Origin of the sequence: Gilvimarinus agarilyticus (assembly GCF_000832015.1) — a bacterium.
GTDB lineage: Bacteria > Pseudomonadota > Gammaproteobacteria > Pseudomonadales > Cellvibrionaceae > Gilvimarinus > Gilvimarinus agarilyticus.
Genome location: NZ_JXCJ01000001.1, coordinates 3,845,005 through 3,868,930, shown reverse-complemented (window position 1 = coordinate 3,868,930; position 23,926 = coordinate 3,845,005). Strand labels below are relative to the sequence as shown.

The window sequence follows — 23,926 nt, the reverse complement described above, 5'->3', positions numbered from 1 at the left end:
CGCTAGGCGGGGGCTTTTTTATGCCTGTCAGCTGTGTCCAATTCCTGTCTTTAGCTGCTATTTATCATTCAATACGCTTGATTCAAAGTCCGCTAGCCGATACCTTTAGCGTTTAAGGGTGCCGTGATGCCCTGCATAAAGTGAGAGAATACATGGCTGTACTTGAGAGAAATAATAACCTGTCGCAACGTATGACCCAGCAGTTGGGCCGCGCTATTGTCTGTGGGGAATATAGTCAAAACGAAAGCCTGCCGACGGAGGCCGAATTGTGCGAGCAGTTTGGGGTAAGCCGTACCGCTGTGCGCGAGGCGGTTAAGATGCTGTCAGCCAAGGGGCTGATCTCCAGTCGGCCGCGTCAGGGCATTCGCATTATGCCCGAGGAAGACTGGAACATCTTCGATTCAGACCTGCTGCGCTGGTCGCTGGAGGGCAACCCGTCGCTAAAGGTGCTAAAAGAGTTTTTGCAGATGCGCATCGCCATCGAGCCCGAGGCGGCCGCCTTGGCGGCGCGTTTTGCCCGGCCCGAGCGAATACAGGCGATTGGCGACGCGCTGGAGCGTATGCGCTTGGCCGCCGAAGGCGATGAAGACGGCCTGGAGCCGGATATCGATTTTCATATCAGTATTCTATACGCCAGCGAAAACCGCTTTTATATCCGTATGCGCGATTTTACCCGCACCGCTCTTAATGTCAGTATCAGCCATACCAATGTCATTAAGGGTAATCCAGACGGTGTTATCGACGATCACGCTAAGGTGTATCAGGCCATTGCCAGTGGCAATGCCGAGCGCGCCAAAAACGCCATGTTTTTGCTGATCGATGAAGCCTTGGGGTTTATTGAGCATGAGTTAGATAGGATTGGTGAAATGTAGCATTGCTTTTTGGTCTGCTTTGCCGTCAACAATTGATTGCGGTAACGGGGTCTGTTTTGGGTTTGTTAGTGATTACTTTCCTTTTTTGGGTGGGCAGGCAGTCTCCGGCGAAAATTGTTTGCCTTGCGAGTAAGCCTTATCTAGAATTCTGCCCTCGAAAAAAACATAAATTTCGTAAATGCTCAGTCTAGGATGTTTATAACAAGGAGAGGTTCGTGACCCGTAATACCTGCGCCAGACAGCAATCGATTTTAATTCGTTATATCTTTCTTCATTTGTTGCTTTTTGCGCCACTCTGCGCTAACGCGGTGAGTATATCGGCACCTTTTCAAATAAAAGAAGGCGGTTCGTTTACGCTCAGCTGGAGTGGTGCGACTGACTATTCTGTGTTATACGAAAAAAAGAACGGCATCTGGGTTCAGGATGCCATGTTTTCTAAGTCGGGCAGTAAACTTTATAGTGGCCGTTCTCGAGGAGTCTATGAATTTAAAGTTAAAGACTGCGACGTTGTCGGGAGCCAGTCTGGAGTAAGCCATAACTGCAGCTTTGGGCCAGTAAAAAAAGTTAGAGTAGTCTGGGGCAAGTTAACTTCTCCGAATACTACATGTTTGTTGCCGAGGCCTACAGTGAGCGATCGTTGTATAACTCCAGTTACTCGCAATACGCGTGGCGCTGCTATTGTTTGCATATGGCTTAGTGATGGGAGAGTCTGGAGCTGCGGGGGGGGCGATCAACGTACGGAAGATTGGATATATACGACGCTAGTTGGGACCACTTTTATTCTTAAAGCGCACGACGATTACCCGGGTTACAATGGCGATACAATTAATGATGGGGTTCTTTTGGATACCCTTACTGTTAAAGCTCTTGAGAAGCCTCAAAAGCCGGGTGCGATTCAGGCAAGTGACAATGTTTCTTATAATGGGTTTAAATTCTATTGGGGCCCCTCTCCGACAAGTAATGTTACTTACCTATATAGGCATGTGGGTGTTTTTAGCGGCAGTGGTTATAGGCCTGGTCGAGAGTTAGAAGTAAGAACGTCTTTTTTTGGTCAAGTTCACTCCGTAGACGTTAGCGCGTGTTACAAAGATAATTTAAGTATTTGCTCCGATGCCGTACGTGGCTCTTTCACCCCGCAGTCCAAAGTGACGCTTCCTCCTCCCGGTAGTTTGAGTGTGATCACACCTCCAAGTAATAATTCTATTTCTGCCAGTTGGTCTTCTGTTCCTGGAGCGGCGTTCTACAAAGTCCAGTTTGTGAAACCTAATGGGGGTCACTATACCTTTGCTAAGGTCTATGAAACAGCTAAATCTTACAGTGCAACTTTGAATGGGAGATTTAGTGTGCGGGTGTGGGGGTGTGAAGGGCATGATAAGTGTTCTACAGAGTTTATATCCAAGAGTATCGACTTTGTAGTCAAGCCGGGGGTGCCAAGTGTTAGCTCTAGTGGAGACTCCGAGACAAAAAGAATAACGGTTAGTTGGGAGCGCCTGGCGTCCATGGATTCTTATAGGGTATATTCTCCTCACTCAGGATGGCAGGTTGTCGGTGGCAGCTCATTTTCTGAGCTAGTACCCTCGTATGGGACTCACACTTATAAGGTTAGAGTTTACAGTTCCTACGGTAGTGCCACTAAGTATGCGGAGAGCAGTGCCTCGGTTAGCTTGTCCGAGCCGGCCTTAGACATCCCCGTTATGCCGCCCTACTTAACAGTTCTTCCCGACTCTGCTTTAAATCGTTTTGAAACATCATGGGGCACGTCTAGCGGCTCAACGCGCTACGAGCTTTATGTGAACAATGCGCGTAAATACAATGGTTCCTCCAGAAGTTACAGTCATTCGGTTGGCTCAGTTTTAGGTGGTTTCACTTTTAAGGTTCGGGCTTGTAATTCCGCAGGTTGCTCTTCTTATACCTCTAAAAAGGTTTCTCAAAGTCCATCGGTTAGCTATGAGTACGATGCTTTGGGGCGGTTAAAGACAGTCACTAAAGGTGATGACGAAACAAGCTATCAATATGACGACGCGGGAAACAGGACCTCAGTATCTGTTGACTAGGGTTTTATCGCTGTTGGATTTTTGTAATTAGCTAAGCGAAAGACGGCTGATTTAAATGATGTTGAGTTTAATACGGATATTGGGTGTGGGTATGAGCGTTAAGGTTTTTGAAGGGCTATTTACTTCTTTGGGATGGGTATGTACGTGTCTGGTAGGCCGTCTAGTTCTCAAGCCTTTGGGCCGCCTGTTAGGCAATGCATGCAGTGGCTTTAGGCATGAATTGTCTGAGGGTTCTTCGCGTTTATGCACGATATTAGTATTGCTGTTAATTTTGGTTTGTCCGTCAATGGTTCACTCTACTGAGCTTGAGGATTTAAACCCGGGAGCTATTAATCCGCCGGCTCAAACAGTAGCAATTGATTCTCGCGGCGTTGATATGATCTCAGGGATGCATAAAGTTGCGGGAATGCGAGTTGCCATCGGGTCGGGTGATAGTCGCCTTGTAAGTGATCCGGGCAGAAGTCGATTTAACTTGGACAATCATGTTGGAACTATTGAAAAAATTCTGATCCGCTCCACGGGACGTCAAAGTGATGAGAGAAAAGCGCATTTTTACAGCATCGGGCTTCCTGTTGGTCAGTACTATAAAGTAGATGTCGCTGGAACCTCCGAAATACTGAGCGTATCGTCTGGTAGCAGTGCAACAGGAGACGGTGGCAGTATTAATTGCGCAGGAACGTTTTGTACCTATACCAATAAAAACGGAATGATTGCTATTTTCGATATGAGCCTCACGAATGACCATCAGGGGCGTGGATATGGTGATCCGAGTAATTTTTACGTTAATGACGGTCTTGTTTCTCAGGTCACGCAGCCAGATGGAGAAGTCTTAGATTACTACTATCGTCGCCATGGTCATTATACACGCAATGGCGAGATGTATGACATGCCAAGTGCTGTGGTCAGCTCACTTGGTTGGATGTTGAAGTATTATGATTCAGATGTTATCTACGGTGAAAATTTGYGTGCCTACGGTGACAGAAGCATTACTGCAATTAATACCCGACTGGAATATTGCGACTATACTGCTCAACAGTGTGAGGGGTTAAGTCATGACTGGCCCGTCGCTTCCATGGAGGTAGAATCGCGTTTGATGCTGCCGGCCACCCCAAGCACCGATCCTAATGCTTGGGCGCGTACCAATATTACAAAGGTAACCGCGCCGGGAGAGGTCAAATCTGATTACCACTCTATGTCCTATGGAAAGCTCGGCGGCGGAAACGGATGGCAAACATATCGCACTGCCGAAGGGATAGAGTCGAAATACGAAATTGCTGGCTATTACTATAATATCGCTTATCACCGGTATGAAACGAGATATGGGCGCGGCGTGAACAAAGTTCTGTCGGCTACGATTGCAGGCCAAAATAGTATTTACGATTTTACATCTTCTCCAATTGTTGGTCCTGATGGCACTTATGAAGTTGACTACCCATACAATCGCCTATCGACCTTTACTGATCAATTGGGTCGTGAAACCTCCTATGAGTACGAAGGTGGCTATAAAAATAGAATCAATAAAGTCGTTTCGCCCGATGGTAGTTATACCACCTACGATTATGACGGACGCGGCAACATTACTTATATCCGTAAGTATCCGGCGGGTGGCGGAAGCCCGCTGGTAACTAAGGCTGTGTATCCGTCGTGTAGCTCAACCAACCAAAAATACTGCAATAAACCCTCGTCTATTACTGACGCTGACGGCGCTACAACATCCTATACGTATTATGCCGCTCACGGTGGCGTGAATACTATTACTAAGCCTACCGCTAAAGTCACAATAAATGGCGCGGCTCAAAATGTAAGGCCGGTAGTTAAGCATTATTACACGTCCTATAGGCCTTACTCGTACGATGCTTCAGGGGTGATGAAAGCAGCAGTCAAACCAATATATCGTTTAACCAAGGTCACCCAATGCCGTACGGCGAGTACTTGTAGTGGTAGCTCGGACGAGTTGGTTAGCGAGACCCACTATGATGTACATGAGAACTTGCTCCCGGAGTACTCCGTTATCTCCTCCGGTGATGGAGGTGTTACCTTGCGTACTGACTATGAATATGACATTTACGGAAACCAAGTTAAGGCGTCTGGCCCACACCCTAAGGATGTAACTTATACGTTTTACGATCTCCAGCAACGTGTTATTGGTTCGATTGGTCCTAATGCTAATAGTCAAGGCCGTGTAGGCACCTACGCCGAGTTCAATGCCGATGGTCAGGTAATCTTTACCAAAACGGGCAACCCTGGCGGGACCGATCTGTCTGCTCTTCAGAGTATGACGGCGGTAACGCAGACAAGTACCGACTATGATCCGGTGACCGGGTTGCCAGAGAAAGAGGTGACTAGCGGCAGAGATGTCGAGTCACTCGTCGTACAAAAAAGCTACGACAGTGAGTTCCGCCTTGAGTGCAGCGTTATCCGCATTAATGGTACGAGTAGTGGCAATGCCTGTTACGCGGGTAGCGGCTCTTATGGCGATGATCGGGTAACCAAATATGAATACGATGCCACTGATGCACTTAGGAAGGTTATAAAAGGTTATGGGACAGATGTAGCCGCCGTTTACCGAGAGAATCGCTACAATAGCAAAGGCCAGCTTGAAAAGCTGTTGGATGGTAATGGCAATGTTACCCGCTACGATTATGACGCTTTCGGTCGCCTAAGAAAAACGACATTTCCGTCCAAAACGTCAGCCGGCAGCGTGAATTCATCGGATTACACTTTGTCGATATATGATGGTACGCGCGTTAAGACTTTGCGCCTACGTAACGGTACGGTTATTACATTTGGTTATGACAGCTGGGGCCGCATTACCAGTAAAGCAAGTGCGTCGAATGGTGCTTTTGGGGCTGTAAACGAAGCGTATGGCTACGATAACTTTAGTAACGTTACCTCTCTAGTCAATAACAGCACCGGTATTGCATCAACATCGGTTGTCTCTAGCTTTAATGCGTTGGGTTGGAAAATATCCGAGCAGACTGCGCTGGGCACCGTGAGATATGGTTACGATAACTACGGTCGGCGCGATCGTCTGACATGGCCAGATAACTTCTACATTACGTACGATTATGCGAACAATCTGTCGCTTCAGAGTATTAAGCAGTCCGACTCGCTCACTTTGGCGACCTTCGGCTACGATACGCTGGGTAGAAGAGAATCGTTAACTCGTGCAAACGGCGTTACCACGGATTACGCTTACGACGACTTCTCTCGGTTAAGCAGTATTGAAACCGATGTGGCGGGCAGCGATACCTATGATGACTATGCGGCCTCCTTTGATTATAACCCCGTTAGCCAGTTGACGGTAAAAACGGTGGAGGTTCGCAACCCAGAGTATGTGTTCAGCGAGCCTACTCAAGCTGAGAGTTATACCCCCAATGGTTTAAACCAGATTACGCAATGGTCAGGGCAGTCGTTGGCGTATGATACCAATGGCAACATGAAAAAGATTGGCGCAAAAAACTACACCTATAATAATGATAACTTACTTACCAGCGCCGAAGGGGTATCCCTTTCTTACGACGCGGCAAAGCGGCTGTACAAAGTGGGCAACATCTGCTTTCTTTACGATGGCGCCGATATTATTGCCGAAACGAATTGCTCCGGTACAGTCACCGACCGCTATGTGCACGGTCCTAATGTTGATGATCCAATTGTCTGGTATGTCGGCGCGGGCACTGGCAATAAGCGGTACTACAGTGAAGACCGCCAAGGCAGCATTATTGGTTTAACCAGCAATGCCGGTTCCAGTTACGCGATCAATTCGTATGCTGAGTATGGCGTTCCCGCCAGCACCAATAAGGGGCGTTTTCAGTATACCGGACAGGTTTGGCTTGAAGAAATGGGTTTGTACTACTACAAAGCGCGGTTTTACCACCCTGAACTGGGGCGGTTTATGCAGACGGATCCGATTGGTTATAGCGACCAGATGAACTTATATGCTTATGTGGCAAATGATCCGATAAATTTTATTGACCCAACAGGCATGCAGAGTGAAGGTACTTGTAGTCAGAATAGACAGAAATGGGAATGCATCGTGCCAGCTGCTGAGGAGGTTAAGGAGCGCTCCAGTAGTGGTAATGTTACTCTGACGGGAGAAGCGGCCCAACGGCTTGTGCGTTCCGCCCAAAACGGGCCGAGTGTTATGGGTTTTATACGAGAAGAGGGCGTTAATGTGCTCATGCGTACAGGCCAAGCTGCCGGTGGTGTGGGTCAAGTGGCACTTGGCGGAGGGATTTGTTATGGCTCTGGAGGTTTAGCTTGTGTTGTTGGTGCTGCGATAGCGGGCAAGGGGGTAGATAATTTTCAGGCAGGCATCAGAGGTACGGATAGTCTCACCGAGCAAGCCTTGATCGGTCTCACTGGTAGTGAAAAAGCGGGAACAATAATAAATGCTAGTTTTGATTTAGGTACATCTGTTTATGGATTGGTCCGCAGTGTCCCGAAGATAAGCGCATATGGGACTGAGTATAATGCTAGTTGGTACAAAGGAGTGCCGGGGTATTTTGAGCCAGCTGTTAATCAAACAACTGGGACTATGTTAACGATTGAGGCCTTTTCAAGTGGAGCCACTATCTACAGTGTGGTGGAGTAGGCCATACTGGATAGCGAATATGGTTATGGATACAGTATTTTTATTGGTCTATATTTTAGGCTTAAGGGGTATTTTTTACTTGGCGTTGCAAAAGCCGGCTGTGGTTAAAGGTGGCTTTCTTATTTTTTTCTTTATTTTTGCTGCGTTCGCGGTCCCAGTACCCTTAATGCTGATTAAAAAAGAGGTAATTAGTAATAGTGTACATAATATTCTAATCGCGGGCTCAGCTCTTGTTTACTTTGCCATTGTAATTACAAGAGCACTTGGCAAGCTGAAGCGCTACTGACTTAAGAAATACTTAAAATGAAGAGTTTCTAATGGCATGCAGTGCTGGGATATAAGCGAAAACACCTACTGAAAGCTTTTTGGGGGGCTTCCCTTGAGGGGGGCGTTGCAGCAAACTTGGTCCACACCAAGGCTGGCCGCATCGCGCTTAAATTCTGTCGAGAAAGATCGACGTTGTTTTTTCATTGAACACCTCGCTTAAGGTGGTATTTTACCACCTAGATGGGTGCCCAGTTTTATTAGGCCACTACACTTAGGATGGCTTCTCAAGCTGCCAATCATAGCGGGGGTTCCTAAGGGCTATTGTTTGCCAGCTGCTTCGAGCTTCAGTGCTATACGCACTATTTGACATGTTAAGCCCCCTAATCCTGATAAAGTTGAATAATTACCCTATAATGCCGGATGAATCTACATTCCCCGGCATTATGGAGCCTATCATTTGAGTAAACGCCAAGGTCCACCTGTGGACCCTTTCGCCGAGCGAGAGGCGCAGAAGTACGACAATCCTATTCCCAGCCGTGAAGTTATTCTGGAGTTGCTGGATCGACAGGACGGCCCTGTCACCCACCCCGAAGCCTGCGACTTGCTGGGCATGGTTACCGAAGACGATATCGAAGCGCTGCGCCGCCGACTTATTGCCATGGCCCGTGACGGTCAGCTGATCAGCAACCGTCGCGGCGCGTTTGCGCGGGTGGACCGCATGGATATGATGCGCGCCCGTGTACAGGGCCACCGCGACGGCTATGGCTTTGCGGTGCCCGTTGAGGGCGGCGAAGACCTCTACCTGCACAACCGCCAGATGCGCAAAGTGTTTGATGGCGATGAAGTGCTGGTTAGGCTGCAGGGCGAGAACTACCGCGGCCGCGAAGAGGGCGCCATTGTCGAGGTACTGTCGCGTAATACCAGCACCTTGGCGGGCCGTTTTATTAAAGAAGACGGCGTGCAATTCCTGCGTCCTGAAAACCGCCGCATTACACAGGACATTATGATCGCTCAGGGCGCCGAAATGGGCGCCACCTCGGGGCAGATCGTGGTGGTTGAGATTACTCGCCAGCCCGAAAAACAGCGCCCGCCGCAAGGCAAGGTGATCCAGGTGCTGGGTGATCATATGGCCCCGGGTATGGAAATCGAGCTGGCCATTGAGGCGCACTCAATTCCCAATCAGTGGAGCTATAAAGCACTTAGTGAGGCCGAAGCGCTGCCCGTTGAAGTCGACGATAACGACAAGGGCGGCCGAATCGATTTGCGCGATTTGCCGTTTGTCACCATCGATGGCGAAGACGCCCGCGACTTTGATGATGCCGTACTGTGCCAGCCGCGCAAAGGCGGGTGGCGTTTGTTTGTGGCCATTGCCGATGTGTCGCATTACGTGCGCCCCGGCAGCGGTTTAGATGACGACGCCAAGCGCCGCGCTACCAGTGTGTATTTCCCCGATCACGTTGTACCCATGCTGCCGGAGAAAATCTCTAACGGCCTGTGCTCGCTGAATCCGCATGTCGACCGTTTGGTGATGGTGTGTGAGATGAACCTTAATACCAGCGGCAAAGTGACCGGCTACAAGTTTTACKAGGGTATTATTCACTCGCATGCGCGGATGACCTACACCCAAGTGGGTGCGATTATCGATGGCGACGAAGCCATGCGCACTGAGTACGCCGATCGCTTAGGTGATATCGAGGCGCTACATAACCTGTACAAAGTATTGCGTGAGTCGCGCAGCGAGCGCGGCGCCATCGATTTTGAGACCGTCGAAACCCGTATCGTGTTTAACGATGAGCGCAAGATCGACGATATTGTGCCGGTTAAACGCAACGATGCGCACAAGCTGATTGAAGAGTGCATGTTGTGCGCTAACGTCTGTGCCGCGCGCTTTTTAGAGCAGCACAAAATTGCGTGCCTGTACCGCGTGCATCAGGGCCCAACCGCCGAAAAGCTGGAAAACCTGCGCGAGTTTTTAGGTGAGTTAGGGTTGGGACTGGGCGGCGGCGATGAGCCCACATCGGCGGACTATCAGGTATTGATGGAGGCCATCAAGGGCCGCGCCGACGCCAATATGATCCAAACCGTCATGCTGCGCAGTTTACGTCAGGCTGTGTATCAGGCCGAAAACGAAGGCCACTTTGGGCTGGGTTACGATGCTTATGCGCACTTTACCTCTCCCATTCGTCGCTACCCCGATTTATTAGTGCACCGCGCGATTCGCTCGGTGGTGCGCTCGGCACAAGAGTCTAGCCATGTGACGCGTGTCGAAGGCGTCACCGATATCCCGCGCGGTAAAATCTACCCCTACGAGGTGGCCGATGTTATCGCCTTAGGCGAGCACTGCTCGCTGGCCGAGCGCCGCGCCGACGAGGCCACGCGCGATGTGGTGAGCTGGCTTAAGTGTGAATACCTGGAAGACAAAGTCGGCGATGTGTTCGACGGCATCATCAGCGCCGTGACGGGCTTTGGCGTGTTTGTCGAGCTAAAAGACATCTACGTCGATGGCTTGGTACATATCACTGCACTGCCGCAGGATTACTACCGTTTTGATCCGGCTAAACACCGCTTGGTGGGCGATCGCACCCGCCAGGTGTTTGGTTTGGGTGATGAGCTAACCGTAAAAGTCGTGCGCGTGAGTTTGGATGAGCGCAAAATCGATTTCGAGCTAGACTCGGTTAAGTCTGGGCGTCGCGCGGCGGCTAAAGACACCCGAGGTTCGGGTAAAGGCGCGGGTAAGTCTGGCGCTAAAGGCAAAAAGTCCGCGAAAAAGCCTGGCCAAAAATCCGCTGCACGCTCGGGTAAAAACGATGATCGCCAAGGCAAGCGCGGCGGCGGGCAAAAGTCATACCCAGATTCACAGGGCAATCGCAAACCACGTAAGAGGAAGCGTTCTAATGGCTCTAAAACCGACTCGTCGGTTCGTCAATCGGCGCAAACTGCAGCAGTTCGACCGGCGCAAGACGCTTCAGCGAAAGCGGGCGGATCTCTATTTGCGAAGGCAGCAGCTGGATTTAAGAAGACGCTGGCGAAGTTTAAAAAGAAGTCTTAGGCGCACCAATGCCATGCTGTTCTGGTGTGATAAGTACAGCGGCGGCGCGCCTCCATTGGAGAGCGATGATTCGTGAGTAAAACCGAAACCTTGTACGGCCTGCACGCCGTCACCACGGTATTAAAAAGCGCCCCCGAGCGGGTGCTGAGCCTGATGGCGCTGCAGGGGCGCCAAGATCAGCGGGTGCAAAAAGTACTGCAGCTGGCGGCACAAAATGGCATATCCGTAGAGCAAGTGGCGCGTAAAAAACTGGATGCCCTGGCCGGTGATGGTAATCACCAGGGCATTATTGCCCACTGCCGTCCGGGCCAGGCCCACGACGAAAACTTTTTGTACACATTACTGGATAACCTCGACGAAACGCCGTTTTTATTGGTGCTCGACGGTGTAACCGACCCCCACAACCTGGGTGCCTGCTTGCGCTCGGCTGATGCTGCCGGCGTGCATGCGGTCATTGCCCCCAAAGATAACGCCGCCGGCCTGAATCCCACAGTGCGCAAAGTGGCCTGTGGCGCAGCCGAGTCGGTGCCTTTTATTCCGGTGACCAATCTGGCGCGTACCTTAACTCAGTTGCAGGAGCGTGGGCTATGGTTGCGCGGCGCCGCCGGTGAAGCAAAAGCGACTGTCTACCAGGCCGATTTAACCGGCCCGCTGGTGTTAGTGATGGGGGCAGAGGGCGCCGGTTTGCGCCGTTTGACCCGTGAAACCTGCGATGAGCTGATTAAAATTCCCATGGCGGGCAGTGTGAGCAGTTTGAACGTCTCGGTGGCCACCGGCATCTGCCTGTTTGAGGCCGTGCGTCAGCGCGCCGGTTGAGTCTATGCAGGCGCACTTTGTGCCGCTTTTTTGTGCTAATATGCGCGCAAATTGCGCCAAGCGAGGCTGAACTTCATGCATTGTCCATTTTGCGGTGCCGATGAGACTAAGGTGATCGACTCACGGCTGGTGGCCGAGGGCGACCAGGTGCGTCGGCGCCGGGAGTGTTTAAGCTGCCATGAACGTTTTACCACCTACGAAGTGGCCGAGCTGGTTATGCCGCGCATTATCAAGCAGGACGGTACCCGTGAGCCCTTTGATGAGGTCAAATTGCGCGCCGGCTTGCAGCGTGCGCTGGAGAAACGCCCGGTATCGGTAGAGTCCATCGAGAGCTCGATCAACAACATCAAGCACTTTTTACAGGCCACTGGCGAGCGCGAAGTTGGCTCCCGACGGCTGGGTGAAAAAGTGATGGATGAGCTGCAAGGGCTTGATGAGGTCGCCTACGTGCGCTTTGCCTCGGTGTACCGCAGCTTTAAAGATCTGCACGAGTTCCGCCAAGAGATCGACCGCCTGGAAGCTCACGAGGACGATCCGGCCGTCGAGCAATAGCCGTTTTTTGCCCTGATTCGGGCCAGTTTTCATGACACAAGATATGACAATCACAGACCGTGCCTTTATGGCCGAAGCGCTGGGCCTTGCCCGCCGTGGCTTGACCACCACCACACCCAACCCCATGGTGGGCTGCGTACTGGTGCGCAATGGTGAGGTTATTGGCCGTGGCTGGCACGAGCGTGCCGGCGGCCCCCACGCCGAGATCAATGCCCTGCGCGATGCTGCCCGCAGCGCCGGTGGTGACCCGGACAGCCCAGACGCCTGGCGCGAGGCCGCCAGCGGCGCCACCTGCTACGTAACGCTTGAGCCCTGCAGCCACACCGGCCGCACCGGCCCCTGTGCCGAGGCGCTGGTGGATGCCGGCGTCAGCCGGGTGGTGTACGCCATGGAAGACCCCAACCCAGACGTCTCTGGCACTGGTTTTATGCGCTTGCGCGAGGCTGGTATCGAGGTGTCGGGCCCGCTGCTGGAGGATGACGCGCTGGAGCTAAATGCTGGCTTTGTCCGGCGTATGCTGCGCGGGCGCCCGCGGGTGCGCTGTAAGCTGGCGATGAGTTTAGATGGGCGTACCGCTATGCAAAGCGGTGAGAGTCGCTGGGTGACCAGCCGTCGTGCGCGTGAAGACGTGCAGCGCTTGCGCGCCGCCAGCTGCGCCCTGATTAGCGGCGTCGATACCGTGCTGATGGATAACGCGAGTTTAACGGTACGCCGCGAAGACTGGCCCGAGGCGCCTGAGGGCGAGCTGCGCCAGCCGCTGCGGGTGATTCTCGATTCGAAGGGGCGCCTTAAGCCGAACTGTGAGCTGGTTAAGAACCGCTCGCCTATACTGGTGGTTCATACCGGCGCTGTGATTAACGACGAGTGGCCAGAGCATGTCGAGCATATTAGGTTGCCGGCGTTTGAAGGCCGTGTACGGCTAGAGGCCGTGTTGGATGAGTTAGGCCGTCGTGGCTGTAATAACGTGTTGGTTGAGGCCGGCGCCACCTTGGCCGGCAGTTTTTTGCGTCGCGCGCTGCTGGATGAAATTATTATTTATATGGCCCCCAAACTCATGGGCAACAACGCCCGTGGCCTGTTTGATTTGCCGGTGGATAAAATGTCTGGCCAGTTGCCGCTGCACATTAATGATATTCGCGCGGTCGGGCAGGATTGGCGTATTACCGCCGTCCCGGACGTAGACAGTTAAGAGGCGCACAATGTTTACCGGAATTATCGAAGCCATCGGTGAAGTCGTCGAGCTTACCCCCAAAAATGGCGATATCAGCCTGCGGGTGCGTACCGGCAAGCTGGACTTGTCCGATGTGGCGCTGGGCGATTCGATCGCTACCAACGGCGTGTGTTTAACCGTGGTGGACTTACCCGGTGATGGTTTTCGCGCCGACGTATCTCGCGAGAGCTTGTCGCTAACCACTATTGGGCAGTGGCGCGCCGGTCAGCCGGTTAACCTGGAAAAAGCCCTGACCCCCACGACCCGTTTGGGAGGGCATATTGTTAGTGCGCACGTTGACGGTGTGGGTGAGGTGGTCAGCCGGGTAAGCGATGCTCGCTCTGAGCGGTTTCGGTTGCGCGCGCCGGCCGAGCTGGCGCGCTATATTGCTCACAAAGGCTCGGTTACGATCGATGGCACTAGCCTGACGGTTAACAAAGTAGAAGGCGCTGAGTTTGAATTGAATATTGTGCCACACACCTTAGCCGAAACGATTATGGGGCATTACGGCCCCGGCACTAAAATCAATCTTGAGGTGGATGTGCTGGCCCGTTACCTCGAGCGCTTGCTGCAGGGCGACAAGGCAGCAGCAACCGATAGCGATATCACCCTGGAATTTTTGACAAAGAACGGCTTTAACCGATGATGCAATTGAATACAGTTGAAGAACTGATCGACGACCTGCGTCAGGGTAAAATGATTATCCTGATGGACGATGAAGATCGCGAAAACGAAGGCGACTTGATCATGGTGGCCGAGCAAGTGCGCGCCGAAGACATCAATTTTATGGCGAGCCACGCGCGCGGTTTAATTTGTCTGACCATCACCCCCGAGCGCGGCCAGCAGTTGGGTCTACCGCTGATGGTGCAAGATAACAAAGCCAAACACTCGACTAACTTTACCGCCTCGATTGAAGCGGCCGAAGGGGTCACTACGGGAATTTCGGCGGCCGATCGGGCGCGCACTGTGCGGGTTGCTGTGGCGGCCGATGCCCAGCCACGCGATATCGTTCAGCCGGGTCATATTTTCCCGATTATTGCTCAGCCCGGTGGCGTGATGAGCCGCGCCGGCCACACCGAGGCCGGCTGTGATATGGCCCGCATGGCAGGCTTTGATCCTTCGGCGGTCATTGTCGAGGTGATGAATCCCGATGGTTCAATGGCCCGCCGCGCCGAATTAGAAGCGTTTGCGAAAACACACGATTTAAAAATCGGCACCATTGCCGATTTAATTCACTACCGGGCCACCAAAGAGCAAACCGTCGAGTGTATTAACAAGCGCACGGTAGCCACCGAGCACGGTAACTTTGAATTGCATACTTACCGCGATCTAGCCCGTGGTGACCTGCATTTTGCGTTGGTCAAAGGCGAGCTAGAGGCCGAAGACGATACCTTAGTGCGCGTGCATGTGATGGATACCGCGCGGGATTTGTTGGCCATTAAGCGGCCGGCCGTCGACGGTGTGTGCTCCTGGACTTACGCCGAAGCACTCAAGCGCATCGAGCGCGAGGGCAAAGGCGTATTAGTGCTCATTTGCCACGATGAAGCCACCACCGATGTCGAAGAGTCTATCGATTGGTTATTGTCTGGCCGGCCTCAGCGCCGCAGTCCGGATGTGGTTTATAAGCAGGTAGGCACCGGCTCGCAAATTCTGCGCGATTTAGGCGTGCGGAAAATGCGTGTTATGTCTGCCCCGATGCGTTTCTCGGCGCTGTCGGGTTTTGATTTAGAAGTTGTGGGTTACGTCGGCCCTGATGCCGATTAAGCGAATATTACACGGTAAGAGATAGCGATTATGAGCAACACAATTGTTGAAGGTGATTTTTCGGCATCGAGCGGTAAGTACGCCCTGATTGTCAGCCGTTGGAACAGCTTTGTGGTAGAGAGCTTAAAAGACGGTGCGTTGGATACCCTGCGCCGCCACGGTATTAGCGAAGACAACGTCACCATTTACTATGCCCCCGGCGCATTTGAGTTTCCGCTGGTTGCGCAAAAAATTGCTGCCAAAGGCGAGTTTGATGCAATCATCGCGCTGGGCGCGGTTATTCGCGGCGGTACGCCACACTTTGATTATGTGGCTGGCGAGTGCACCAAAGGGTTGTCGCAAGTATCGCTGAATGCCGGCGTGCCTATTACGTTTGGTGTGTTAACCGTCGACTCTATCGAGCAAGCTATCGAGCGCTCGGGCACCAAAGCCGGCAACAAAGGCGTCGAGGCAGCCGCTACGGCACTCGAGATGGTTTCACTGTTAGGTAAGATTTAATGAGCACAACCGATAAACAAGGCCCGTCACCTTCGGCGCGCCGCAAAGCGCGGCACTATGCGCTGCAGGGTTTGTATCAGTGGAAGATGTCAGGCAATAGCGTCAACGTTATTGAGGCCTCTTTTCGCGCCGAGTACGACATGAAAAACGTCGATGTGCCTTACTTTCATGAGATCTTGCACGAAGTGCCAGCACGTTTAGACGAAGTGCAAGCCGTGTTTGAGCCGCACCTGCAAGATCGCTCGTTGGCTGAGCTTGACCCGGTCACCGAAGCGCTGTTGCGCTTGTCCGCCTACGAGCTTAAATACCGCATTGATGTGCCTTACAAGGTGGTGATCAACGAGGCTGTGGCACTGGCGAAAAAGTTCGGCGCTACCGATAGCCATAAATTTGTTAATGGCGTGCTCGATCGGGCGGCCGCCGACGTGCGTGCGCTGGAAGTAAAAGCGCAGCGTCAGTCGCGCTAACACCTAAGGGGCAAATGTGAGTGCCGGTGAGTTTGAGCTAATTAACCACTACTTTAAAGCGGCGCCGGATGCGATTACTCCAGCTTCGGTGCTGCTGGGTATTGGCGATGATGCCGCGTTGGTGCAGCCTAGCTCCGGGCAGGCTTTAGTGGTGGCGGCTGACACTCTGGTGAGTGGTACTCACTTTCCCGCTGATGCGCCCGCCGAACAAATCGGGCAGCGCGCGCTGCGGGTAAACTTAAGCGATATCGCTGCCATGGGCGCGCAGCCTCGCTGGTTTACTTTGGCGTTAACCCTGCCGGCAAGCTGGGGCTCGGATGCCCGGCGCGAGTGGGTAGCGGAGTTTAGCCGTGGTCTAAAGCAATGCGCCGACCAGTATCAGTGCACGTTAATTGGTGGCGATACCACCAGCGGCCCGCTTTGCATCAGTATCCAGATGTTGGGTGAGGTGGTTGCGGCCAAGGCGCTGCGCCGCGATGGAGCCAATCTGGATGACTTTGTGTTGGTGACTCATACGCTGGGCGATGGCGCGGCAGCACTAGATGTAATTGATGAAGGCACGGAGCAAGAGACGTGGTCAGACGACGATCGCGATTATCTGCGCTCGCGTTACTACCGTCCAGAGCCACGTATCCAGGAAGGGCTTTTGTTGCAAGAGATCGCCAGCAGTGCACAGGATATATCCGATGGCTTATTGGCTGACTTAGGGCATATTTGCCAGGCCAGCGATGTGGCGGCCGAAATCGACGTGGCCGAGCTGCCCTTAAGTGCCAGTTTGCAAAAGGCCGATGTAACGCAGGCGCAGCGCTGGGCGCTCACCGGCGGTGATGATTACGAACTGGTGTTTACCGTGCCAGAGCACAATATGCCAAAGCTTGCCATGGCGCAGGCTCAGGGACAGATTCAAGCGACGGTTATTGGCCGTATTGTCAGCGGCGCTGGCGTTCACTGCGAATTAAACGGCGCGCCCTTTCGCGTCGACTCAACAGGTTACCGACACTTTTGATATGAGCCAGTCTAAAACACTCCCTATGCCCACCGTTCGTCAACTGTTTAGCAACAGCAATCACCTGTTTGCGTTCGGCTTTGGCTCCGGTTTTGCGGCCAAGGCACCGGGTACTTTCGGTACTTTAGCCGCTATTCCTATTTACTGGTTGATCAGCGATTTAAGTGTGCCTCTGTACGCTTTGTGGTTGGTGGTGACGTTTGCACTCGGGGTTTACTGGTGCGAGAAAAGCTCCCGGGCGCTGGGTGTCCACGATCACCCGGGCATCGTCTGGGACGAGATGGTGGGCTATTGGCTAACCATGCTGTTAGCACCCCCCGAGTGGTATTGGATGCTGGCGGGCTTTGTGTTGTTCCGAATCTTTGATATCGCCAAGCCCTGGCCGGTATCGCTGGCCGATCGCAAAATTTCGGGCGGCCTGGGTATTATGATAGATGATGTCTTGGCGGCGGTTTACGCCTGGCTTGCCCTGCAACTATTGATTTGGTTGTTAGTGTAATCGCAACTCGTAAAATGGATTAACGAGCAAGGAGAGGGATATGTGGCGTGCGAAATTAGCGGTTGTCTTAAGTGGTGTGTTGTTAACGGCGACGGTGCAGGCGGTAGATTTGTCGGCCCACATGCTCGCCAAAGGAACGGCGCTTATCGGTATTAATGGCAAGCAGCATATGCTGCGCGCCGGCCAAACAAGCCCTGAGGGCGTCACGTTGCTCAGCGCCTCGCGCGCGGGCGCCGAAGTTGAATACGAAGGTAAAACTTACACGCTTACGCTGTCGAGTCATATTGCCACAAGCTTTGTCGAGGCCGAATCGATTGAGGTACGCTTAAATCAATCTTACGGTGGACACTACCGTACCTCAGGCATGATTAACGGCCAGAGTGTTAGTTTCATGGTGGATACCGGTGCAACGGCCATCGCCATGGGCGTGGGCCACGCCGAGCGCTTAGGGTTAAATTACCAAAGCGGTGAGCAGGGCATGGTAAACACTGCCAATGGTCCAGCTCACGCTTATGGCGTGTGGCTGCGTAGTGTGGCGGTGGGGGGCATAACGCTCAGCAATGTTCAGGCGATCGTCATTGGTAATTTTGGCAGCCAGGATATTTTGTTGGGCAACAGCTTTTTGGGCAATATCGATATGAGCACCGAAAACGGTGTGCTGGTGCTGCGCGCGGTGCAATAGCCGTTTGATGTGCGATACACAAGCCGGTTGGGCGGCAATGGCACTTGCTTAAGTTTTGTCATCCCCGCAAGGCGGGGGGCCAGTGGCTTGAAGCACCGAGGTTTTCGGGTTAAGCAAATGCCATTAAAACCAGAGCGCCCCGTTTGTTTATTAGGCTAACCGTAATACGATCCAATAGATTTTTATATTAAGAGAGACGTTAGTGACCATACAATTTGTCGAGTCTTCCAAGCTGCCAACGCCCTGGGGCATGTTCGTCATGCACGGGTTCTCCGACGATGACATGGACAAAGAGCACCTGGTGCTAACCATGGGCGATATCTCGGGCCTTGAGCCGGTATTGGCGCGGGTGCACTCGGAGTGTTTAACCGGTGATGCGCTGTTTAGCATGCGCTGCGATTGTGGCCCTCAGTTGCAAGCGGCGATGCACAAAATCTCTATTGTCGGGCGCGGCGCCATTTTCTATCTGCGCCAAGAGGGGCGGGGTATTGGCCTGTTGAATAAAATTAAAGCCTACCACCTGCAAGATTGCGGCGCCGACACAGTCGAGGCTAACGAGCAGCTGGGCTTTGGCGCCGATATGCGCGATTACAGCATTTTAAAACCCATGATGGATCACCTAACCATCGACTCTCTCAAGCTGATGACCAACAACCCACGCAAAGTTAAGGCGCTGGAGGATATGGGGATCACCGTCGCTGAGCGTATCCCGCACCAAACCGGGCGCAACCCGCACAACGCCAAATACCTTGAAACCAAAAAAGGTAAACTTGGCCACTTATTTGAAGACGACAACAGCGCAGACTAATTCACAATAGGTTTACTCATGACAGTACGTATTGCCGTGACCGGTGCCGCCGGCCGTATGGGAAAAATTTTAATCGAGGCGGCGGTTGCTGCCACAGGTGCTGAGCTGACCGCCGCTATCGTGCGCCCCGGTAGCTCATTGGCGGGTGCGGATGCCGGCGAGCTGGTGGGTGTCGGCAAACAAGACGTCACCATTGCGACCGACTTGGCTGACGTAATCGATAGCTTTGACGCCTTAATCGATTTCACCTCGCCTGCGGCCACACTGGCGAACGCCGAGCTTTGCGCCAAGCACGGCAAAGCGATGGTGATTGGCACCACCGGTTTTACCGACGCCGAAAAAGCCCAGCTGCTCGGCTATCAAAGCCACATTCAACTGTGCCTAGCGGCGAACTTCAGCACTGGCGTCAATTTATGCTTTAAGCTGCTCGAAACCGCCGCGCGTGTGATGGCTGAAGAATCAGACATCGAAATCTATGAGGCGCACCATCGCCACAAAGTGGATGCCCCCTCGGGCACCGCCTTGCGCATGGGCGAAGTCATTGCCGACACCACCGGGCGAGACTTAAACAAAGTGGCCGTATACGGCCGCGAGGGCCAAACCGGCGCGCGCGATCACGACACTATCGGCTTTGCCACGGTACGCGGCGGCGATGTGGTGGGCGAGCACACGGTAATGTTTTTAGCCGACGGTGAGCGCGTTGAAATTACTCACAAAGCCTCCAGTCGATTAGCCTTTGGCAATGGCGCCGTGCGCGCGGCGGGTTGGCTGCTGAGCCAAAAGCCAGGGCTTTACGATATGCAGGATGTGTTGGGGCTGCGTTAAATAATAAGTGACGGTTACGTCGTTTGTCTCATGGGGTGGTGCGGTTTGGGGAAAGTTTGATGTTGAGTATTAATAGGAGCTGTGACGGGCGCAAGGAGACGGTAAAAGTATTCTTACTCTGTACAATTGTATGTGGCCTTACGGGCATATTTATTTATCTCGTGGCGTACGATCTTTTGATCAATGGGCCCCTTGCGTGGCATCTCACCAGAAAATCAGCAGTTGAAGGTGCAATAGAAGCTCTGCTATTAACCTCGGTTATGTGTAGCGCCATGATATGGCACAATCGCTGGACTCTAGGCGTTGCGATTCTAGGCGCACTACTATACGCAAGGCGCCACAACGCCGAGCTGACTCTGCTTGTAGGCTGGCTCTATTGGGAGCTGTTGCTCGCACTTGGCTATCTCTTTTTAACTCAATTTGTCAAAAGTAGATCTGATTGCTGTGCTGCACTCTTAGCCGGAGTGTCGCTCTGGCTGATAATCACTTTCATATTGTCAGTATTTCAAGTTGCTTACCCTGGTATATTATTAGCGCTTCTAGGCATTCTCGGTATCGTGTCGGCGTTGATCAGCCAGCATGGCCTTGGGATTGTTGCACTTTACCGTAATGTACGACCTGAGAACTCTTTACAGGCGATTCTGTTGGGAGCCGGTCTAACTTGGTTGTTGGTGCAAGCGGCCCGCTCACAAAATGTTATCGGCCACGATACAGTGTGGTATTTAAGTCGTAGCGATACGCTTCTGGCTCCAATGGGGTCAGTGTTTCAAAACCTAAATCTTGTGTCTCCGGTACATTACTTCCCTAAGTTATGGGAGACTCTGCTATTACCTGTTACGGCATTTGACCAGTTGCGCATACAGATAGGAGTGGCTATAGCCCTTTTGGTGATTACGAGTGCGGTAGTGTGGCAGTTATGCGCAAGGCTCTCGTTACCCAAACTTTGGCGCCTTATGGCGGCGCTGCTACTTTTTACAATCCCGGCCTGGGCAAATGCCGCATTGCAGATTAAAAGCGATGTGATTGCTACCTTTTTTCTACTTTTGATGCTGCTCAAATTGGCGCCTTGGTTTTCGGAGCGATGTGTCGCCGGTCTGCTTTACGCGATGGCGGCAGCGGCCCTTGCTGTGTCTTGTAAATATACGGCGATTCCCTATGTGTTTATTAGTATGGTTTTTGTTTTTTTGGAGTATTGGGCGCGCGGTAATGCCCGTTTACTGCAAATAGATCGTCCATGCCTTTTCGCCTCTGCCAGTGTACTTGTCTTGGCGATTTGTGTGGCGCTTGTATTGCTCGTGCGCACTTGGTTATTAACCGGGGTGCCAACGGTAGGGCCCGACCCGTTATTAAAGATTTGGCTTTGGCTTGGTTTTACTCAGCAAGAGCCTGCGGGCACTTTAAACTGGACGCGGCCGCAATTGTGGTCCGATGTGCCGATGCTTTTCTACGATTGGCTTTGGGCGCCGAGTAACATGAGCAAAATCCGTATCAGCTGGCAGGGTAATTACTGGTTGCTGTTCCTACTTGTTGGTGGCCTGGCAGCCATATTGGGCTTTAAGGCTCGGTTCCGAAGGCTGAACTCTCTTTTTTATATAATGCTTATCCTGTGTGGGCTGGGCTTGCTTGTCGCAATAGCTTGGCGATACCACTCGAGAGGCGGAGACGGTAATTACTATATGTATCCTTTAGCGCTGGTCACTTGTTTGGCTCTTTTCTGTGCGGCTTCTAGACTGCACTATAGTGCATGCTTCCGGCGAGTAATAACGGTTGTAGTTCTTGTATTTAGTGTTTTTCATGCAGGCCAGAGCTTTATTTCTGCCGCTTGGTCTAAGCCCGGTACGCGAGCGTTAGATATGGACTTCTCTGGCAGGCCGTTTGCAGGTGGGGGGTGGCGCGATAGAGAGCTGCAGCGCTTGGGGTTATATGAAATTGGAACATACTTAGACTCTGCTTCGCCTGACGCGCGTGTTGTTTCCTACGGAATTGATCAGTACGGCTCGTTATTTTCCGTCCCGACCGAAGACTTATTATTTATTAAATATGCTCGCCCTGAATATACTTTAAGCGTTGATAGTGTCGTACGGTATCTAAAAGCATATAAGATTGATTATTTATTACTATCCAATAATAAAGAAAAAATAAAAAATTTATTGCTGCTTTCCGATTTGCAAAAATATGCTGATCTTCATGGCTGGAGTTTTGTTGAGGCGCAAGGTGGGCGGCTTTACAGCGTGAACATGAAACGATAAAAAATGTGTTCATGAGGGAACTATTATTTTTATTTTCCTCAAGTTCCTGACGAAAGTCACTTCGGCTATTGAGGCTGAGCTTAACTTGATGGGCATTTTCGAAAATCAGTAAGTGCCTGTTTATAAAGTGTCTAGCCAAAATTAGGGCGCTACCTAACGTAGCCCCCTAATTTTAGTAAGATTTGCGTTTTAGTGCCAGTTTAGAATGTGCGCATGCTGGATCTTACCAGTAAAATGAAATTGTTCACCGCTGCTTCCCTGAGGGTCAGCTCCTAGCGTGATTTGTGCGTTGTTTTGTGTTATTCCACCAGCAATAACTGGGGCTCCAGCGACCTCTACTCCGTCAACCCATAGGCGTACGCCACCATTTCCATCATAGGCTGCAATTAAATGATATGCAGTGTTAGTACTGAGGTTAGCTGTGGAATAGTTGTTATATTGATACGAGCCATTGACGTGAACGCCAAAACGCAGGCTTCCGTCATGAAGCTCCAGCGCGAAGGCTCCATAGTCCGATTTGTTTATGATCGCCCTAGTACCGTTACTACTTAGCTCATCAAAGCTGACATAGGTGGAAATAAAAAATCCACCGTTTGCACTGTTGTCGCGGTCGTGAAACCGTATGTGGTTTGAGTTTGTTGCTTTAAATTCAAGAGCTGTACCGTATAACCCCTGCCCCCCGGTAAAGTTTACACGGTTGGGGAATTCCGTTACGGTAGTGGGCATGTACGTTAAGTAACTTTGGTCTGCATAGGTGATGTAATTAGAGGTCGTTGATTGCCTTGCGAGATTGATGTCAAGCAAGTTGTTGTTTTTTTGCACCATTTGGCGTGATAGTACTATTGTTTGTGATTTGCTCCTCGCGGACGATCCTTCTACTGTAATGGCGTCGACATGCTCCCGCAGTGCTGAAACAAAAACTTCAGGAAAGTCGGCTATTGTATAAACATTAATGCCCAGTTCTAGTGATTTTGCATATTCTATAGCACCGAAAATCTCTTTCATTTGATATTGAAACTCAACCATATCGTAGTTTTTGGTTGATGCGCTTAGTGTTTTAGCCTTCCACGAGCCGCCACCTCCAATTAGCCAGCTGAGCTTTACGGCGCTTTGGTACTGAGCGAACTCTTGCCCATTCAAAGAAGTGGCCATTGTGTCCAGACTGCTGGAGTGGAAAGATCTAATCACCACCGGCCGTGATGTCTCAAGATAACCATTATCCCTTAGTATCGAGAGCAGCGAATTAGTCAGGGCCGTGTCGTTGTTTGGGTTGAGACCACCTTTTATTTCAATAAATAAAATTTGGTCTGCATTTGTTAACGGGGCGTATGTCAATACGTCTGACAGCTTCTGGGCGGAGTCATTGTCATGCGTTACGTACCAAATGCCTGAGGTCGGGTGTATGTCTATTTCAATAAGATCGGCACCGCTGTTAAGTGCCATATCAATGGTTTCAAAGGTTTGCATTAGCTTGTTTGTGCCTGGCTGGTCTTCCGCGTAGCAATTATGACAAGAGATTGCTGCAGTGTTTCCCAGCACGGTCGAGGCCATGTCTCTACTGGCTCCATCCCAGAAGCTCGCTTGAGATATGACCGGAATCAGTAGCAGAGTAAGTATTAAGTATTTCATGACATTTCCTTGGTTTGATGAATTTTTCCAATTATTACGTGTTGCTTTGTTCTGAGACGCTTGAGAAAAAGCTATGTTACAAGTC

The 23,926-nt window shown here is 51.7% G+C and carries 19 protein-coding genes; 18 read left to right on the top strand and 1 reads right to left on the bottom strand.

Features of this window, described 5'->3' with window-relative positions:
* Positions 1–152: 152 nt before the first annotated feature.
* The 18 genes from SD69_RS16670 to SD69_RS16585 all read left to right on the top strand — a co-directional run bounded on the left by SD69_RS16670 (position 153) and on the right by SD69_RS16585 (position 22,212).
* Entirely contained in the window at positions 153–872 is a 720-nt protein-coding gene (locus SD69_RS16670; RefSeq protein ID WP_041524113.1) for a FadR/GntR family transcriptional regulator, read from the top strand.
* Positions 873–1,087: 215 nt separating this feature from the next.
* Entirely contained in the window at positions 1,088–2,926 is a 1,839-nt protein-coding gene (locus tag SD69_RS18850; protein ID WP_157471740.1) for a phage tail protein, read from the top strand.
* 91 nt (positions 2,927–3,017) lie between these two features.
* On the top strand, positions 3,018–7,520 hold the full coding sequence (locus SD69_RS18265) for an RHS repeat domain-containing protein (RefSeq protein ID WP_198144120.1): 4,503 nt from the start codon (positions 3,018–3,020) through the stop codon (positions 7,518–7,520).
* Positions 7,521–7,545: 25 nt separating this feature from the next.
* Positions 7,546–7,806 carry a hypothetical protein gene (locus tag SD69_RS16655; RefSeq protein ID WP_157471738.1) on the top strand — a complete coding sequence of 87 codons (261 nt, stop codon included), beginning with the start codon at positions 7,546–7,548 and terminating at the stop codon, positions 7,804–7,806.
* Between the two features lie 438 nt (positions 7,807–8,244).
* Positions 8,245–10,836: a ribonuclease R gene (gene rnr / locus SD69_RS16650; protein WP_041524110.1), complete on the top strand. Its 2,592-nt coding sequence runs from the start codon at positions 8,245–8,247 to the stop codon at positions 10,834–10,836.
* Between the two features lie 72 nt (positions 10,837–10,908).
* Complete coding sequence (gene rlmB / locus SD69_RS16645) at positions 10,909–11,652, top strand: 23S rRNA (guanosine(2251)-2'-O)-methyltransferase RlmB (RefSeq protein WP_041524109.1); 744 nt, start codon at positions 10,909–10,911, stop codon at positions 11,650–11,652.
* 75 nt (positions 11,653–11,727) lie between these two features.
* A complete protein-coding gene (gene nrdR, locus SD69_RS16640) occupies positions 11,728–12,204 on the top strand; it encodes a transcriptional regulator NrdR (RefSeq protein WP_041524108.1) in 477 nt (158 codons plus the stop codon).
* A gap of 43 nt (positions 12,205–12,247) precedes the next feature.
* The gene (ribD, locus tag SD69_RS16635) at positions 12,248–13,393 is read left to right on the top strand and encodes a bifunctional diaminohydroxyphosphoribosylaminopyrimidine deaminase/5-amino-6-(5-phosphoribosylamino)uracil reductase RibD (RefSeq protein ID WP_041524961.1); all 1,146 of its coding nucleotides are present in this window, start codon (positions 12,248–12,250) and stop codon (positions 13,391–13,393) included.
* A gap of 10 nt (positions 13,394–13,403) precedes the next feature.
* The gene (locus SD69_RS16630) at positions 13,404–14,060 is read left to right on the top strand and encodes a riboflavin synthase (RefSeq protein ID WP_041524107.1); all 657 of its coding nucleotides are present in this window, start codon (positions 13,404–13,406) and stop codon (positions 14,058–14,060) included.
* A complete protein-coding gene (gene ribBA / locus SD69_RS16625; RefSeq protein ID WP_041524960.1) occupies positions 14,060–15,178 on the top strand; it encodes a bifunctional 3,4-dihydroxy-2-butanone-4-phosphate synthase/GTP cyclohydrolase II in 1,119 nt (372 codons plus the stop codon). The genes SD69_RS16630 and ribBA overlap by 1 nt, the downstream gene beginning before the upstream one ends.
* Positions 15,179–15,208: 30 nt before the next feature.
* Positions 15,209–15,676, top strand: coding sequence for a 6,7-dimethyl-8-ribityllumazine synthase (gene ribH, locus SD69_RS16620; RefSeq protein WP_041524106.1), 468 nt, complete (start codon positions 15,209–15,211; stop codon positions 15,674–15,676).
* Positions 15,676–16,143, top strand: a complete 468-nt coding sequence (gene nusB, locus SD69_RS16615) for a transcription antitermination factor NusB (protein WP_041524105.1) — start codon at positions 15,676–15,678, stop codon at positions 16,141–16,143. The genes ribH and nusB overlap by 1 nt, the downstream gene beginning before the upstream one ends.
* A 16-nt stretch (positions 16,144–16,159) precedes the next feature.
* Entirely contained in the window at positions 16,160–17,149 is a 990-nt protein-coding gene (gene thiL / locus SD69_RS16610; RefSeq protein WP_041524104.1) for a thiamine-phosphate kinase, read from the top strand.
* Position 17,150: 1 nt separating this feature from the next.
* Positions 17,151–17,648 (top strand): phosphatidylglycerophosphatase A family protein, encoded by a 498-nt coding sequence (locus SD69_RS16605; RefSeq protein ID WP_084591633.1) that lies wholly within the window; start codon positions 17,151–17,153, stop codon positions 17,646–17,648.
* A gap of 40 nt (positions 17,649–17,688) precedes the next feature.
* Positions 17,689–18,330 (top strand): retropepsin-like aspartic protease family protein, encoded by a 642-nt coding sequence (locus tag SD69_RS16600; protein ID WP_041524103.1) that lies wholly within the window; start codon positions 17,689–17,691, stop codon positions 18,328–18,330.
* A gap of 202 nt (positions 18,331–18,532) precedes the next feature.
* Complete coding sequence (ribA, locus tag SD69_RS16595; RefSeq protein WP_041524102.1) at positions 18,533–19,138, top strand: GTP cyclohydrolase II; 606 nt, start codon at positions 18,533–18,535, stop codon at positions 19,136–19,138.
* Between the two features lie 18 nt (positions 19,139–19,156).
* Complete coding sequence (dapB, locus tag SD69_RS16590; RefSeq protein ID WP_041524101.1) at positions 19,157–19,963, top strand: 4-hydroxy-tetrahydrodipicolinate reductase; 807 nt, start codon at positions 19,157–19,159, stop codon at positions 19,961–19,963.
* Positions 19,964–20,022: 59 nt separating this feature from the next.
* Positions 20,023–22,212: a hypothetical protein gene (locus tag SD69_RS16585; protein WP_041524100.1), complete on the top strand. Its 2,190-nt coding sequence runs from the start codon at positions 20,023–20,025 to the stop codon at positions 22,210–22,212.
* 189 nt (positions 22,213–22,401) lie between these two features.
* Here SD69_RS16585 and SD69_RS16580 read toward each other — a convergent pair whose 3' ends face one another.
* Positions 22,402–23,841 carry a LamG-like jellyroll fold domain-containing protein gene (locus SD69_RS16580; protein WP_041524099.1) on the bottom strand — a complete coding sequence of 480 codons (1,440 nt, stop codon included), beginning with the start codon at positions 23,839–23,841 and terminating at the stop codon, positions 22,402–22,404.
* Positions 23,842–23,926 lie beyond the last annotated feature (85 nt).